This window comes from Paenisporosarcina sp. FSL H8-0542 (assembly GCF_038632915.1).
In the GTDB taxonomy this organism is placed as follows: Bacteria; Bacillota; Bacilli; order Bacillales_A; family Planococcaceae; genus Paenisporosarcina.
Genome location: NZ_CP152050.1, coordinates 659,074 through 675,836, shown reverse-complemented (window position 1 = coordinate 675,836; position 16,763 = coordinate 659,074). Strand labels below are relative to the sequence as shown.

Annotated in this window: 17 protein-coding genes and 1 pseudogene; 9 read left to right on the top strand and 9 right to left on the bottom strand. The window is 41.4% G+C overall.

The window, feature by feature from the left end:
- Nucleotides 1–206 precede the first annotated feature (206 nt).
- From MHH33_RS03580 to MHH33_RS03560, 5 genes and pseudogenes are all read right to left on the bottom strand, one after another.
- Nucleotides 207–605, bottom strand: coding sequence for a DUF1259 domain-containing protein (locus MHH33_RS03580; protein WP_342542969.1), 399 nt, complete (start codon nt 603–605; stop codon nt 207–209).
- 121 nt (nt 606–726) lie between these two features.
- Complete coding sequence (locus MHH33_RS03575) at nt 727–987, bottom strand: hypothetical protein (RefSeq protein ID WP_016429362.1); 261 nt, start codon at nt 985–987, stop codon at nt 727–729.
- Nucleotides 988–1,555: 568 nt separating this feature from the next.
- Entirely contained in the window at nt 1,556–2,341 is a 786-nt protein-coding gene (locus tag MHH33_RS03570) for a GNAT family N-acetyltransferase (RefSeq protein ID WP_342543726.1), read from the bottom strand.
- 25 nt (nt 2,342–2,366) lie between these two features.
- Nucleotides 2,367–2,981, bottom strand: coding sequence for a CoA pyrophosphatase (locus MHH33_RS03565; RefSeq protein ID WP_342542968.1), 615 nt, complete (start codon nt 2,979–2,981; stop codon nt 2,367–2,369).
- A gap of 105 nt (nt 2,982–3,086) precedes the next feature.
- Nucleotides 3,087–3,215 (bottom strand): annotated as a pseudogene (locus MHH33_RS03560) (short chain dehydrogenase); the annotation flags it as partial.
- Between the two features lie 185 nt (nt 3,216–3,400).
- Between MHH33_RS03560 and MHH33_RS03555 the strand changes: the two are divergent.
- Nucleotides 3,401–4,876 carry a YdiU family protein gene (locus tag MHH33_RS03555; RefSeq protein WP_342542967.1) on the top strand — a complete coding sequence of 492 codons (1,476 nt, stop codon included), beginning with the start codon at nt 3,401–3,403 and terminating at the stop codon, nt 4,874–4,876.
- 88 nt (nt 4,877–4,964) lie between these two features.
- Here MHH33_RS03555 and MHH33_RS03550 read toward each other — a convergent pair whose 3' ends face one another.
- Nucleotides 4,965–5,711: a hypothetical protein gene (locus MHH33_RS03550; protein ID WP_342542966.1), complete on the bottom strand. Its 747-nt coding sequence runs from the start codon at nt 5,709–5,711 to the stop codon at nt 4,965–4,967.
- Between the two features lies 1 nt (nt 5,712).
- Entirely contained in the window at nt 5,713–6,417 is a 705-nt protein-coding gene (locus MHH33_RS03545; RefSeq protein WP_342542965.1) for a hypothetical protein, read from the bottom strand.
- Nucleotides 6,418–6,534: 117 nt separating this feature from the next.
- Between MHH33_RS03545 and MHH33_RS03540 the strand changes: the two genes are divergently transcribed.
- The 8 genes from MHH33_RS03540 to MHH33_RS03505 all read left to right on the top strand — a co-directional run bounded on the left by MHH33_RS03540 (nt 6,535) and on the right by MHH33_RS03505 (nt 14,820).
- Nucleotides 6,535–6,876, top strand: a complete 342-nt coding sequence (locus MHH33_RS03540; RefSeq protein WP_342542964.1) for a restriction endonuclease — start codon at nt 6,535–6,537, stop codon at nt 6,874–6,876.
- 88 nt (nt 6,877–6,964) lie between these two features.
- Entirely contained in the window at nt 6,965–7,621 is a 657-nt protein-coding gene (locus tag MHH33_RS03535; protein ID WP_342542963.1) for a hypothetical protein, read from the top strand.
- Between the two features lie 74 nt (nt 7,622–7,695).
- Entirely contained in the window at nt 7,696–9,255 is a 1,560-nt protein-coding gene (locus tag MHH33_RS03530) for a BCCT family transporter (protein ID WP_342542962.1), read from the top strand.
- A 279-nt stretch (nt 9,256–9,534) separates the two neighbouring features.
- Nucleotides 9,535–10,194 carry a hypothetical protein gene (locus MHH33_RS03525; protein ID WP_342542961.1) on the top strand — a complete coding sequence of 220 codons (660 nt, stop codon included), beginning with the start codon at nt 9,535–9,537 and terminating at the stop codon, nt 10,192–10,194.
- Between the two features lie 129 nt (nt 10,195–10,323).
- Nucleotides 10,324–11,022: a response regulator transcription factor gene (locus MHH33_RS03520; protein ID WP_342543725.1), complete on the top strand. Its 699-nt coding sequence runs from the start codon at nt 10,324–10,326 to the stop codon at nt 11,020–11,022.
- Nucleotides 11,012–12,016: a sensor histidine kinase gene (locus MHH33_RS03515; protein WP_342542960.1), complete on the top strand. Its 1,005-nt coding sequence runs from the start codon at nt 11,012–11,014 to the stop codon at nt 12,014–12,016. Before MHH33_RS03520 ends, MHH33_RS03515 begins: the two co-directional genes overlap by 11 nt.
- Before the next feature lie 106 nt (nt 12,017–12,122).
- On the top strand, nt 12,123–12,884 hold the full coding sequence (locus MHH33_RS03510; RefSeq protein ID WP_342542959.1) for an ABC transporter ATP-binding protein: 762 nt from the start codon (nt 12,123–12,125) through the stop codon (nt 12,882–12,884).
- The gene (locus MHH33_RS03505) at nt 12,874–14,820 is read left to right on the top strand and encodes an ABC transporter permease (RefSeq protein ID WP_342542958.1); all 1,947 of its coding nucleotides are present in this window, start codon (nt 12,874–12,876) and stop codon (nt 14,818–14,820) included. Before MHH33_RS03510 ends, MHH33_RS03505 begins: the two co-directional genes overlap by 11 nt.
- Before the next feature lie 246 nt (nt 14,821–15,066).
- Here the strand turns inward: MHH33_RS03505 and MHH33_RS03500 are convergent, their stop codons facing one another.
- Nucleotides 15,067–15,462 (bottom strand): VOC family protein, encoded by a 396-nt coding sequence (locus MHH33_RS03500; protein WP_016429380.1) that lies wholly within the window; start codon nt 15,460–15,462, stop codon nt 15,067–15,069.
- A gap of 151 nt (nt 15,463–15,613) precedes the next feature.
- A complete protein-coding gene (locus MHH33_RS03495) occupies nt 15,614–16,714 on the bottom strand; it encodes a glycerophosphodiester phosphodiesterase family protein (RefSeq protein ID WP_342542957.1) in 1,101 nt (366 codons plus the stop codon).
- Nucleotides 16,715–16,763: the final 49 nt, after the last annotated feature.

Below are 16,763 nucleotides of genomic sequence, written 5' to 3'. Positions count from 1 at the left end.
AGGCTCGGTTACAGAAGCAAGTGGATTTTCTTATTTAACTAACGGGTGCTTTAGTTGAAGATCAGCTGGCTGATTATGTAGCTCTTTTTCTTATTGAACTAACGAGGGCAGGTTAGTTTAATAAGAAAAACAGGGTTGTTATGTCATATAAGACCTATTATACGAAGTAAAAACACAGGAAACCGTGGTGCGTTAAAAAAAGTATTTTATCTACTTACCCTTAGAGTACTTAGTGCTTCTGCAACTTTATGAGCAAAAGTTAATGGTGGTTCTACAGATTGAAAATTAATATAAAGGATGTTCGGTTTCGTATATAGCCAATTGCTATGCAATGCGCTGATAATTATTCCATTTTTCACAAGTGTGTGAACAAAATAAGGAACTTCTTTTTCAAGAATAACTGTTACTCCGCGATTTAGAGCGTACCCGTTTTGATCTAAATTTTCAAACATGATTTCAGTCTCAATGTTTCCTCGAACTGGACGTCCTTGAATTGTGACTGGAATATCACGATTGAGTTCTACGGAGCAAATACCATTTTCGATATCTGGTTTTCCGTTAAGAATTTGGCCAAACTGTTGACATATAGTGTTGAAATTATCCATTAGGCACGTCCTTAATATTTTATTCAGTTTATGCTTGTGCCAGTAACTTAGTGAATTGTATTAGGTGGTAAATTGAATAGTAAAGTAATTACAAACAATTCCTCAAATCGTTTTCTGTAATTCAAGAATTATTTTTCTTCATCTGAGTGGTTAAATATTCAACTTGTTTCTGCAATTCTGCCACTTGTTTTTCTAGATCACTTTGACTTTGTTGGTCTTGAATATCACTCTTTATAGCTTCTTCTAAGGCAAGTGCTGCTGCTACAGTTGAAAATGCATCACCAAGTGTAGAAAGCACTGAGCCTATTAGATCAAGCTTCTCAGGGAGAATTCCAACAGAAAAGGGATCTTGAACCATTTTCCCATTCACACTACGATTCAATTCTTTTCCTCCTAAAAAGATTTGTAATGAACAGACTTCTTGACCTAGGTATATTTAATGCTTGCAATGAATTTTTTGTGAAGTAACAAAAGAGAACGTTCTCGTATCAAAATTTCCCTTTGAAGCACACATGCATCTCCAAGTATTGAAATTACTCCTGCAATCAGAGTTTTGCTGCATAAATTTCTGGCGATATAGAATTCTGTTTTCCTTGGTCAGGAATGACTTCTTTCACTGATTTGGCCTCCTTAGGTAATCGTTTTTAAAGTCACACTTTTATTTAATGCTAATGAATTTAAATTTGACCATCCTCGCATTACATTGAGCAAAAGTGAAGGAGAATAATAAAGGGATTCGTAGTGCACTTTTTCTACTGGGTGCTTTAGATAGAAATCACCGGGCTGTTTACGCTGCCTACTTTTATTGAACCCTTTTTGACTAACGGGACAGGTTAGTTGAATAAGGAATACTTTATTAACCCCCTTCCCCTAATAAACAAAGAAAAACAAAAAAAGCCCCGCTAGAAGCGACGCTCTTTACACTTTCGTTCTTTTATAATCGTTTTAATCTACCCTCGAATTTCCGTAATACTTTTCCCACCTAAAAATGCGTGTCCTGTTGTCCGTTTTTCAACTGACTGAAATCCATATTTACGATAGACGTTTTCTATTTTTTCGTCGATTGGGAACACCCAAAGGTTGTCGACTTCTTGTTTGACTGCTTCTTTTTGGATGTATCGAATAAGTTCTCCAATCAATCCTTTTCCTCTGTATTCTTCTAATGTCGCGACACTTTCCAACCGTGCTTGCATCTCATTAATAAATAGACAGGCAGTGGCACAAGCTACCCCCTTGTAGCGGAGTAAATAGTGAACAAAGCTTGGGTGATTAAATTCTTCTTCAAATGCTTTCTCCCTCACTTCTTTGCCACCAAATTCTTTAATGCTGCATTCAATAAGCAAGGTATCCTCATAATTCTCTTCGGTGACAATTTCGATCGTGACATTTTCATTTTGATCTTTTTCTATTGTCTTTTTGTCCCATAGCTGTACTGGACTAATTAATTCTTCGTAGCCGAATTGATTTTCTTTTAATGAAGCAATTAGATTCTGAAGCGAGTCCAGATTATACAGATAGAATCTAGGAATCAGTTGACGTGACTCATAAAAGGCAACGACTTCATCAATGATCGCTTGTGGATTATCGTAAGCATCGCTAACATGTGCATGGTTGGCATCATAATAAGATGGTTGATTTTCATTACAAAATAACGATCCCCAAGTGGTCTCAGTACGTTTTGAAAAAGTTTCTAAATAGGCAAAATCCAATTGGAAAATATCTTGTTTCCCCATGATAAAATTCTCCTAACAAAAGTCTTTTCTATTTAATCGTTTCAATAAAATGCTTTAAAATCCGCGCAGTCAAACCCCAAATCGTATACTGCTCGTAGTCATAAAACCATTCTTCCATCATCCGTGCTCTCCATTTGTACTCACTGCCGTTCACGATCTTATCATAAGGAAAATCCTCCATCGGCATCGGTTGAACGGGTACCATGTGCACGTACGGTTTATGGTCCAACAACCACTTGACAGGGATTGTAAATGTCTCTTTCACTTCATCTGGATTGAACGAATAGGTTTGATGGTGGTCAATGGTTGCAATGAATGGATAGACCACCAATGACGATGTTGGAATAAATACGCTCATCTGCCCCAGGACGTGAATGGCTGATGGATCAATTCCCAACTCTTCATGTGTTTCTCGAATAGCTGCGCCCATTGGGGATGCATCTGTCGGATCGATTCGTCCACCTGGAAAACTAATATCTCCCGGTTGCTTTCTCATCGTCAGTGAACGCACTTCAAACAGAACATGCCATTCTCCTTCCACTTGAACAAGCGGAATCAGAACTGCCGAACGCATCGCGGTCTCCTCGCCAATAAACAGAGGTTGATTTTGATTTAATCCATTTTTTATCTTTTCCAGGAACATTGATTCTCCCCCCACTTCATTGTTTTATCTACCCCTATCGTATCATGAAAACCTTGTGATAAAAGAAATGAAGCGCCAAGCTGACAACGAACGTGAAATGGTTTTCTATTGGTTCTGTTTCATATATGCAATGGTTTGTTTCAAGCCTTCTTCATATGAAGTAGTTGGGACTTTTCCTATCAGCTTTTCACCATTCAGTACAACCGGTTCTTCATTTAAATAGAACATTTCAACCACTCAAAGTTCGGTACATACGTAAAAGTGTTTCAAGAGCGATATCTAGAAGTACCATGGGTATAATAAAAGTACAGTAGAAAACACTAAAATAGAATGTCCTTGTTCAGTGAATAAAGCATAGTACTCAATATCATAGAAATAACTAAATGATTATTTATCATAAGAAATATGGAGGCGATACAATGACTAAAGAAAAAGCTGCAATTGAAAACGGATGGAACTTAGATAACAGTTATACCCGACTCCCTAAATCATTTTTTACCAAGATCACCCCAAATGCTGTGCATTCGCCTGAGTTGATAAAATTTAATGATTCCTTGGCAACATCACTTGGATTGAATATTGATGAGTTAAAAAGTAAAGACGGCGTAGCGGAGCTTGCAGGCAATAGCATTCCTGATGGATCAATTCCGCTAGCGCAAGCTTATGCCGGGCATCAATTCGGGAATTTTAACATGTTAGGAGACGGCCGTGCACTGCTGATTGGCGAACAAATCACGCCTTCAGGTGAACGATTTGATATTCAACTCAAGGGTTCAGGACCAACACCTTATTCCCGCCGGGGTGATGGTCGAGCGGCACTTGGTCCGATGCTACGTGAATACATCATCAGTGAAGCCATGCATGCTCTTGGTATACCTACAACCAGAAGCCTCGCAGTAGTGGCAACTGGTGAGTCAATCATCCGCGAAACCGAACTGCCTGGTGCCATTCTAACCCGTATCGCAGCCAGTCATCTACGCGTTGGTACGTTTCAATACGCTGCAAATTTCGGCACAATTGAAGACGTCCGGACGCTTGCTGACTATACAATAGAGCGTCATTATCCATATGTTGCAGGTAATGAAAATCGATATCTATCGTTACTCCTAGAAGTCATCAAACGTCAGGCTGACTTGATCGCAAAATGGCAACTCGTTGTCTTTATCCACGGGGTCATGAACACCGACAACATGACCATCAGCGGAGAAACCATCGACTATGGTCCTTGCGCATTTATGGATGAATATGATCCAGCAACGGTATTCAGTTCCATTGACCACCAAGGTCGTTATGCATACGGCAATCAGCCATACATGGCAGGTTGGAATCTAGCGCGCCTTGCAGAAACTTTATTGCCGTTGTTCCATGATGATCAGGAGCAAGCAATCAAAATCGCCCAAGACGCGATTGCAGAATTTAATAAGTTGTATCACGAGAACTGGTATGCAGGAATGAGAGCAAAACTGGGAATTTTCAATGAAGAGAAAGAAGATGAAACCTTGATTGAAGACCTTCTTAATATGATGCAGAAGTATCGTGCGGACTATACCAATACATTCCGTGCACTGACTTTCGATAAGCTTGAAGATACGGACCTGTTCAACAGTGATGAATTTGTGGAGTGGAATAAGCGTTGGCATACGAGATTGGGAAGACAAGAAGAATCTAAAGAATCTTCTCAACAGTTGATGAGGGATTCAAATCCTGCGATTATTCCTCGTAACCACCTGGTTGAAGAAGCACTTGAAGCTGCAGTTGAACGTGGAGATTATGGCGTGATGGAGAAATTACTTGAAGTACTTTCTAGTCCTTTTGAACACGCTAGCGAAAAAGCTGATTATTGTATGGTGCCTGGGGATTCATCAGGGTCTTATCGGACTTTTTGTGGTACTTGATTAAAAATCAATTAGTAATAAATACAAAATAAAATGCCTGTCATCGAATACGTCATTCGATGACAGGCATTAATAATTACTCGAATCGCTACTCGACTGTTTCAATCTCTAACTCATCCAGTAACCTAATATGCTCAATGTGTTCATCCCCACCAAAGCCACTTCCATACAGCGAATTAACTGGGGGTAGCACTTTGCCGAAATGATCATAGGCCATCCAGCCAAAATACATATAGTATTCTATATTAAAGGAATTGCTGAACACATCTGGCTGTCTTGCTGTCTCCAACTTTGTATATGAAGCTAAAATAGATGACCATCTATCTGGCAATGGAATAACACCGTATGATGTTTCCGAGAGTTCAACTATTTCCTCGAGCTGAACACCTGGATCATAGTAATCGATGCCTTCCGTAATGTGGAATGACCGATCTTTTATCAGATAGAACTTCAGCTTTTCAATCGGTGTTTCAGGAGCAATGTTCCACACCAAGTGGGTAGTGGAGTAATCTCCATCTTCAATACGCCATGAATGTGGTTCACCACCTGTATTAACTGACGCTAGCTCCCATTCTCTTTTTTTCCATACCCAATGACTGACTCCATATTTGTTCTCTTCCGATATAAACGGGACAAATACATGTTTTTCATCAAGGGCGATGGTGTCCTGAATCTCTTTTACATTTGCTTGCGGAAAAATGTGATTGATTTCCTTAATCAATTCTTGCTTATGTGGAAAGGAACCCGGATTGGTAGAAGTAATCCAATAAATCAAACTGATGACCAGTAATATGGCTAGTACACTTATTATGACCAGTAGTTTTTTCTTTGACATCTTAATTTACCCCCTCAATCAGAGAGTGTTTAAAGCGAAAATAACGCTGTTCTTTTGGAGTGGATATCAAAAGTCCTTTTCCATCCTCTTCGATATAAACTACGGAAATCAGTCCACTTCCCCGTTTTGGGATAGCACCGATAAGTTGGTAAGGAAACTTTTCTTGTGTGTTTGTCGAATCCTCTCCCAAATTCGCTCCGTAATACCAGTCTGAGCTATGTATCGGTTCTTCACTGAAATCAAGGATGGTTACCAAAGCGTTTTCTTTATCCAGCTCCTGATGCTTTACCCCAGGGTGAATGGGAATAATGGAAGCGTCGTCAATGTTCGAAATATAAGTTGACGGTTCACTTCCTGGATAAATGACCTGAAAAATAGGAACCGCAAGTAGCGAGAAGATGAGAAAGATAAAGTTGGCAGCAAAACCAAACCAGGCAAAAGGCCGGTACGTCTGCCACTCCTCGGTATTTTTTCTGAAATATGCATATAAAACCCATACACCCAGAGGCAAAATCGATACTCTCATCACCGTACCGAAAATCTCAGTATTGAATGCGAACGAAAACAACCCGACTAGCATGACCACTAGCACTTTCCATATTTTCGGTTTATCTGATTGCCTGTTATATAGACGATAGGCAATCCATACGATGACACACCACGCTAATATCGTCACACTCACTTCCACCACATTGTTGTTCTCCAAGAAAATCATTCCCCTTATTGCTAAATGATTGCACACGATTCATGTCTTCATTAATCTAGTCAGTACCTTCTTAATTTCGACAATTAAACTGAATAACCTTCCAATATTTTCTTTTTTATGAATCTCCATCTGCGCGTAAGTACTTTTTTATACGCTGCAAACTTTTGGTCAATTGAAGACGTTCGAACGCTAGCTGACTATAAAATAGAGCGCCATTATCCACATGTTGTAGATGATGAAAATCGATATCTATTTCGCTACTCCAGATTTCAATTAAGGGGATATAGAGTATTGCCAACGAAAACATTAGGAGATTTCCGGGCAGATTTAATACTGAAAAAATCCGGAAAATGCATTATTGTCCAAGCAAAACGTTATAGCAAGCCTGTCGGGTTAAAAGTCAAATTTTTCTGTAAAAAGATGATTTTGTTTAATTTGAATTGGTTAGGGGATACTTAATATGGACATTTAGTATCCTTAAATAATCATAGGGTCTATAAAAAAAACTAGAAATAAAATGCGTAATTATTTGGAGGGTGAGGTTTCTGTGAAACTGTATCAGGTTAGAAAAGGACAAATTGTATATTTTCAAAATGAATTGCACAAGGTTTATTCGGTAAAACCTATGTATAGAAAATCTGTCCATCTTATGAAATTGAGGGATTTATCACAGCATTTAAGCAGTGCGGCGGAAATCGATAAGTACCAGCCAAAGGAGCTGGATAGCTTTATTTTCAATAAAAACATCTATACCCTCAGCAAGGATCGAAAAGCTGAAGAAGGAGATTACATCTTAATTACACATCCCAATCCTGATTACTTGGATCATTATTCTTTAAATGAAATTGAGGTAGTGGCATCCGCTGAATCTAAAGGGGTTGTTACAAGCAAGTCTAACGGGGTTAAGCATAATGAGTATCTTTTGATGGTTCCGGGCCGCCATGAACACAGCAACCCGATTGAATACCGAGACATTCAAAATATTGATGACAGCAGCCTGAATGACCTGTCAAACTTTAATGCTGATATGCTGCCGTCTATTGGCGATGTGTATAGAAGCAATGATAAAGATGAATCAATCGAAGCGATGGTTATTGCCATCCAAGGCAATTCTGTATTTCTCGGTGGCAATTTAGAGTTAGCACTTGAAGAGTTGATGAACATTGAAAAATGGGAATTTCTATATAACCTTCTTGATCAATGATTTCCTTATTTCATTTTCACATTCGGACTTATCTTCCTTATTAGTTTCACACTTTATTTCTGTTGGAGGTTTCCATGAACGTTAACAAGCTAAAAGAAAACAGTGTATTTATCATCTCACTGTTACTGACACTAATCTTTATTGTCTGGGGGATCTTTTTCACAGATCTTCTTACCAAAGTGACCGATACCATTTATAATGCATCGATTGATTATCTTGGATGGGTTTATATCGGCGCTACCCTTTTCTTTGTGATTTTTTCCATCTATTTGTTGTTTTCTAAATATGGCCATATTCGGTTAGGGAAGTCGACAGACCGGCCTGATTTCAATACCGCATCCTGGCTAGCTATGTTGTTTGGAGCTGGGATGGGAATAGGGATTGTTTACTGGAGTGTAGCCGAGCCGGTCACCCATTATACGACCCCTCCATACGGAGAAGGCTATACTATTGATGCAGCCAATACTGCCATGAAATATACCTTTTTCCATTGGGGTCTGCATCCATGGGCGATTTACACGGTTATTGGACTGGCTCTTGCTCTTTGCCAATACAACAAAAAACTGCCTGCAGCCATTAGTTCTGTTTTCTATCCGATTCTGAAAGATAAAATCTATGGACCCATTGGGAAAACAATTGATATTCTCTCGGTATTTGCAACTGTCTTTGGCATTGCAACATCTCTTGGCCTTGGAGCCTTGCAAGTTACTGCAGGGATGCATTCCATATTCGGTGCTCCGAATACGTTACCTGTTCAGCTGATTGTCATTGTAGTAGCTACAGTTATTTTCCTTATTTCAATCAACACTGGCTTGGAGAAGGGCATTCAATACTTATCCAACGCGGCAATGATTATCTCGTTTGCCATTTTATTATTAATTCTCATTGTCGGTCCAACCCTGACCATCATTAAAGTATTCTTTAATACTTCTGGGCTCTATATCAATGATTTTGTCCAAATGAGTTTAAGGATGAGACCATTTGGTGAAGGCGAATGGATTGCATCCTGGACATTATTTTATTGGGCTTGGTGGATTGCATGGGCACCATTTGTCGGGATGTTCATCGCCCGTATTTCTAGGGGGAGAACAGTTAAAGAATTTGTCATTGGCGTGTTAATCGTTCCGACTCTAGGTACATGTATTTGGATGTCCATCTTTGGCGGTTCCGCTCTTGATATGGTAGTCGACTCAGGAAACCATGAACTGGCCACTTATATAAAGGACAATGTGTCTCTGGCAATTTTCACATTCTTTGATCATCTTCCGTTAAGTTCCGTATTAAGCATCATGGGATTTGCTCTAGTTGCCATTTATTACGTAACCGTTGCAGATACATCTACATTTGTATTAGGTATGCTGAGTGAAGGTGGAACATTAAATCCTTCCAATAAAATCAAAATGACATGGGGCATCATTCAATCCGCAGTGGCAGCGGTCCTGCTCATATCGGGTGGATTAGAAGTATTGCAAACTGCATCTATTGCAGCGGCATTTCCATTTGCGATCATTATGATCTTCATGTGCTACTCCTTGCTGAAAGGACTGCAAAGTGAGTTGATAGTACAGCCAATAAATAAAAGTCATAGAACAGTGGTAAGGAAAACGATGCCATCTTCGTTTAAGAATATTTGAATCGAAAAAACTGGAGCCTTTTGGTGCTCCAGTTTTTTGTGTTCATAATATTATTTTGCTCAACGTTCAAGTCTGTGAATGTTCCGTGTAAACTAGATAGTCAGAAATTTGTAAAGCACGAATTCCATTAGCTTTTGTTTACCACTCCTTCTTTTGTTGCGTGCTAAAGTGGCTAAGTCCACCCTTTCCATTAACAGGATATTTATAAGAATATTGGAACTTTTCAACTGCTGAATCGTATACCAAAGAAAGGTGTATTAAATGGAGGAGGATGGAACGTTGCATAAGATAAGGTGCATAAGTGGCTTCATGCTAATTGCTTGCTTGCTGATGACTGGCTGTACGAAGGAAAAAACGGAAGTTCAAGGTGAAACTACAGTTGTGTCGACCGATGAAAAAGTTGAAAATCAAGGCAAGGATGACGTTGTGTTGGACGATGAAAAAAACATAGCTGCGATCACGGCTGTGCTTGAACATGATTATACGGTTCCGAATGAGGAATATATAAAATTATGGGAAAACCTTACCAAAAAATACGATGAGATTTACGAAAATGATGCAGAAGGAACGGTCTATACTTCGGACCCAACGGAAGGCACTCCTGAACGGGAGGCTTATATGGATTTCTTTAAAAAGGCGTATGGACCATATTTCACGGATAGCGAGTATGATTTCTACATTAGATCCCTTGCGTTGCATCCTCACCACATGGGGGAAGATTATTCTTATGAAATAAAGGTCCTCGACATTCAGGTGGTAAAAAGCAATAACCCGAATACACCTCTAACTTACGATTTTACCGTGCTGGTTGAGTACACCAAAAAAGGTGAGAAATCCATGGAATTTAAAATTACTGGAGATGCCATTTGTCCTGAAGAAGGCAAAATCGGGCGTATTAGATTCCTTGATGACGGAGGGCTTCAAAAACAAGATCAATAAATTAATGAACGTATATTAGCACTGCCCCCGGGCAGTGTTTTTCGTTTACTTGCTGTTAATTTCAATTAGCAAACTGACAGAAATTGCTATACAATTTAAGTAATACTAAACGGCTGTGTGGTGATTTTTTTGTTCAAATTGTTGTTAATTGAAGATGATGCTTCCTTGTTTGATGAAATACAGGACAGGCTCTCGCAGTGGTCTTACGAAGTTTACGGAATCAATGATTTCAACAATGTCATGGATGAGTTTATTTCCGTTAAGCCTGATCTGGTCATTATTGATATCCAGCTGCCCAAATTTGATGGCTTTCATTGGTGCCGGATGATTCGGTCGCATTCGAATGTGCCGATCATCTTCCTGTCCTCCCGTGACCATCCCACAGACATGGTCATGTCGATGCAGCTTGGAGCTGATGACTTTATCCAGAAGCCTTTCCATTTTGAGGTTCTTATTGCGAAGATCCAGGCGATTCTTCGCCGAGCTTACAACTATAGTTCCGATCCGGTAAGCCTGCGGACGTGGTGCGGTGCCGCGGTTGATTTTGAAAAGAGTACGGTTTCGAATGATTTGGGTTCAATTGAACTGACCAAGAATGAAAGCTTCATCCTTCAGCTCCTCATAGAGCAGAAGAATAAAATCGTCACCAGAGACCAGTTGATGAACAGCCTTTGGGACGACAAGCGCTTCATCAGCGACAATACGCTGACGGTCAATGTCAACCGGCTGCGCAAGCGCCTTGATGAGCTAGGACTCGGACAATACATACTAACGAAAGTCGGACAGGGATATATGGCGCTTGAAGAGGCAAAGAATTATGATTCGTAACTTCCTGACTGAACGAGTCAGCTGGATTCTCCTGTTCGCTGCATTGCAAGTTTTCGGCCTGTTCATTGCATATATTGACGCGGCGATCCCATTCGGCCCCATACTCTATATTTCTTTCTTGTCCTTCTTACTTTTTATCGTCTTTTTATGCTTCCGTTATTTTAAAGAAACGAGATTTTACCGAAGCCTGGAAGATTGGGAAAGCAGCCTCGACCTTTCGGAAGTTGCAGAACCCGTTAGCCCTTTTGAAACAATTGTCGAGCGCAGCATCACGGAGCAAACTGCGCTGCTGAAAGCAGAGCTGTCAGAAAACCGCATCCATTTGGAGCAGGAGAAAGACGATCTTCTATCCTGGATTCATGAAGTCAAAACTCCTTTGACCGCCATGCAATTGATGATTGGACGCGTCGAAAATGAATCGCTGAAAGCCCATCTGAACCAAGAATGGCTTCGGATTCACTTACTTTTGGACCAGCAACTCCACCAAAAACGTCTGACGGTCATCGAGAACGACCTTTATATCGAACAAATCAATCTTGAATCGATTGTTTTCACTGAAATCAAAACCGTGCAATCATGGTGCATACAAAAAGGCATTGGCTTTGACATACAGCTCGACATAACGGATGTACTGAGTGATGCTAAGTGGCTGTCCTTCATCATCCGTCAGCTGTTGACCAATGCTATCAAATATAGTGACGCAAGCGACATCCAGATTCGAAGCTACAGTCAAGACGGCCAGACCTTCCTGGATATAGTGGACCAAGGAAGAGGAATCGATCCGAAAGACCTTCCAAGAATCTTTGACAAAGGGTTCACTTCAACGACCAATCACCGGGAGCAGGCCTCGACCGGAATCGGCCTCTATTTGGCGAAAAAAGCGGCAGCCCCCCTTCTCATCAAAATTGATGTGGAGTCTCAGATTGGTCAAGGGACGACTGTCACTTTATCATTTCCTAAACGAAATGAATTTCTGAACTTACAGGGCATGTGACAAAAGTGTCACATGCTTTTGTTTTTTGTTCGGCCAATCGCAGGATTAACATGTCATTCCTTTTTATAATTAACTCATCCCAACAAAACAAAAGGAGTATGGACATATGAACATATTGGAAGCAAGAAAAATCCGTAAGAGCTACGGTAGCAAGTTAAATAGACAGGAAGTACTAAAAGGCATAGACATCAGTATCCAGAAAGGTGAATTCGTCAGCATCATGGGCGCATCCGGATCCGGTAAGACGACTTTGCTGAATGTTCTTTCCACTATCGACCATATAAGCGAAGGTACCATCCAGATCAATGGCAGTGAAATGAACCGAATGAAGGAGAAACAGCTGGCCGAATTCCGCAAAAACCATCTCGGTTTCATCTTCCAGGAATACAACCTGCTTGACACCCTGACGGTAAAGGAAAATATCCTGCTGCCGTTATCAATCACCAAATTGCCGAAAAAGGAAGCCGAAGACAAGTTTACGGCATTGGCTAGTGGGCTCGGCATTCTGGAGATTGCGCATAAATATCCGAACGAAATATCAGGCGGCCAAAAGCAGCGGACTTCTGCAGCACGGGCATTCATCCATGAACCAAGCATTATTTTCGCGGATGAGCCGACCGGCGCTCTTGACTCAAAATCCGCTTCAGACTTGCTGAACAAACTGAGCGAATTGAACAGGCAGAGACAGTCAACTATCGCAATGGTGACACATGACCCTACCGCTGCCAGCTTCTGCAGCCGGGTGATTTTCATCAAGGACGGCCAAGTGTATACGCAACTGCATAAAGGGAATCAATCCAGAAAGACGTTCTTCGAAGATATCATCAAAACGCAAGGTGTGCTTGGAGGAGTTCAGAATGAACATTAACATCATCATCTTCCGCAACCTGAAAAAGAATCTCAAAAATTATTATCTATATGTATTTGCACTCGTATTCAGTGTCGCACTGTATTTCTCATTCGTCACCCTGCAATACGATCCGGCGATGGATGCAACGAAAGGCACAATCAAAGGCGGGGCTTCCATTCGTGCAGCCTCCATCCTGCTTGTGGCGATTGTCACGATATTCGTGCTGTATGCCAACACGATTTTCATTAAACGGCGCAGCCGAGAAATCGGCTTGTTCCAACTAATCGGCATGACCAAAGCGAAAATATTCCGTATCCTGAGCATCGAGAATCTCATCCTTTATTTCAGCTCAATCGTATTGGGGATTTTTATCGGGTTTTCATTTTCTAAATTGGCTTTGATGATTCTATTTAAACTGACGGCAGTGGATACTGCGGCCACCCTCCAGTTTTCAACACAGGCGTTCATCCAGACATTGGCTGTTTTCATCGGGATCTTTTTATTGATTTTGGTGATGAATTATTTGTTCATCCGAAAGCAAAGCATATTATCCTTATTCACTTTGACGTCCTCCACGGAAAGCCATGTGAAGAAAACATCCAAATGGGAAATCGCCATTGGCATTGCAGGATTGTTTTTAATCGGTTCAGGATACTTCGTATCATCCAGATTGTTCGAAGGCGATTTCTCGGGGATGACTGGGCTTTTCATTGCCATGGCGTACACACTAGCTTCAGTCATTATCGGGACATACTTGTTCTATAAAGGGTCGGTCAGTTTCCTTGCCAATTTGATCCGAAAGAAAAAAGATGGTCATTTAACCGTCCATGAAGTGCTGTCACTGTCCTCCATCCAGTTTAGGCTGAAATCAAACGCACTGCTGCTGACGATTATCACGGCAGTATCGGCACTGGCAATTGGCTTGCTGTGCTTAAGCTATATCTCTTATTATTCAGCAGAAAAGACGGCAACGGATTATTCCCCTGCTCACTTTTCACTAACGGATACAGCTGCCGCTGATAAATTCAAGCATTCACTGGAGACGGAGGGCATCAAGTACCGTGAAACTTTGATCGACGTCCTCACTGTGAAAATCAATGCCTCTGACATTATGGAAACAGAAATGCCGGAGCTTGCGAAGGATGCAGCTGCCATGTCGCTTCCTGTCGTCAGCGACAGCAGTGTCAAAAGCATTGATGTCAAGGCGGATGAAACGGTCTTCACTGGGACCAGCAATTTGCTCCAGAAAATCATCAAAATTAAAGACTCAGGAAACATTGAGCTGATTGGCAAAACAGAACGTATCCCACAGAAGTTCATAGGGATGGAGAAGGACTTCGTCGTCTCCTGGTACTTCACGGATGGCGGACTTCCAATCGCTGTCGTCGACAAAACTGTGTTCAAGCGATTGAAAAATGATGTGGATCCCGCTATTCAAAAAGAATCCATGGTTTATATCGGCATCGACATAGCCGATGAAAAGGAAATCGTTCGTGCGAATGAACTGTTTGCAGAAAACGGATTGAATGGCAACTATGCCAACGATTCCCGCCTGGATATAAGCAAGAAGCAGAAAAATACGATGGGCCTAGCCATGTTCATTGTTGGATTCCTCGGGCTCACTTTCCTAATCACTTCCGGCTGTATCCTGTACTTCAAGCAGATGGGCGAGAGTGATGAAGAAAAACCGAATTACACCATTCTGCGAAAGCTTGGTTTTACACAAAGCGATTTGCTGAAAGGAATCCGCTATAAACAGCTGTTCAATTTCGGCATTCCTTTAATCGTCGGACTCGCACACAGCTACTTTGCGGTCCAATCGGGCTGGTTCCTGTTCGGGACCGAGCTATGGGCTCCGATGTTTATCGTCATGGGGATTTACACAGCTTTATATTCGATCTTTGGACTATTGTCAATTCTGTATTCCAAGAAGGTAATCAAGGAGTCTCTTTAGTAGCATCGGATTAGAACGAACTGCTAGAGTCGAGTTTATCTTCTAGTATTCATTCTAATATTTAAAGGTTTCGTGACGATCCTAGTTTTCGAAGTGTGAAGTGGAACAAGAAGTTATCACATTCTGCGGCATCTCTTCTGTATTAGAATACGATCATCATCATCCCTATCATTAGTACAAAAAAGACAGCTTCTCCTTTAATCCGGAGAAGCTGTCTTTTCATGTAAATCATAAGGGTTAAAGATTTTATTTTGCATTCACATCGGGCTGATGAATTCCGAATATATTGCCTTCGGTATCGATATAGTATCCTTGCCATGCCATTCCAGGCAGGGCATATTTGGGCATTGCGACCTTGCCGCCATTCTCAATAATTTTTGCTTCCGTTAAATCGTAATTTTCCACTCCCATTGTACAAGCAAATCCATTTAAAGCTTGGTTCGTTTCCGGCGGAGCACTTTGACGTTGCATTAAAGCACCATTGATTCCAGGTTCCTTTTCATCACCAGTCACTGCTCCAAAGTAAGGCATTCCTGCATATTCACTATAATCTTGAAATGACCATCCAAATACCTCTCCATAAAATTTCTTTGCCTGTTCCATGTCATTCACATGAATTTCGAAATGAACTAATCTCCCCATAATTACCTCCTATTAATTGATTACATACATTGTCTTTCACCAAAGGCAAATGGACATTCTTCCACCTTGATAAAAGGGGTTTCTATAATGTAAGTATTCTCTGTCTATAGTCCAGGTTCCTTTTTCAACTATAAAAAATTTTTCATTTCCATTACTTTTTGCGAGCAGAATAACTCTTAGGTAGTTCAAGATTATGCTGCTCCATGACCACACGTAGGCGGTCTGGGTAGTCAGTGATGATTCCATCTACGCCATCATCGATAAGCTTGTCCATAGTAGGCTCGTCGTCGACTGTCCACGGAATGACCTTCATGCCGTACTTATGCGCATCCTGAACCATACTCTTTGTCACATACGGCACATAGCTCTCATCAGTGACTTTTCCATTCTGCGGGAAACCATGAACTGGTGAAATGGCGTCAACGCCGAACGAGTGGGCCGCCGCAACGAGGTCTCCCCCAAAGTCGTCTATGTCAATACCACCCAACCAAGGAGATGCACCCGGTTGACCTGGTTGCAGGAATTGAGGACCGTTAGTCAGTGCGATTAGGGGCAAGCGAGGTTCAACCTCTTTCATTCGCATGAGCGCACCCCAATCGAAGCTTTGGATTGAAACTCGGTTAAGCATTCCGGCTTCGCGAACCTCTTGGGCAACAATCTGCACGAATTCTTCACGTGGAGCTGTTTGCTCCGGTGCCCCGGCTTCCACCTTCATCTCGATATTCATCCAGACATTATTAGCGTTGTAGAGCTTGACAAGATCGAAAACCTCGGATAGAAGTGGCATCTGTGCACCAGTGCTCAGGGCCTGACCTGGGTATTGCGGCAACATTTGTGAACCGCAGTCCAGCGTACGTACCTGAGCAAGAGTTAGATCCTTTATATACTTGCCAACGTAAGGATACTCAGGGTCTCCAGTAAATGCCGGGCCTTTGTCTTTACACTTGGCACCCGATATCTTACGGTCGTGAGTAATAACTGCTTGATGGTCTTCAGTAATCTGCACGTCAAGTTCGAGTGTACTCACCCCGAGCTCGAGGGCCTTGGAAAACGATGCAATTGTGGACTCAACGGTGAGCCCAAGTCCGCCGCGGTGCGCCTGAAGATCAAACTCTTTGGGACCAAAGCTCTTCGAGTTGTGTGACCAAGACGGGTTTATAGCGGCTGAGGCTGGTTGTACTGACACTTGGCTTGCCGCTGAACACACCATAAGGGTAGCCATTGTTGCTAATATAAAATTTTTCCTCTTCATATTGCTCATCTCCTTATAAAATCTATTACTCTTATAAGTTTAGATGATT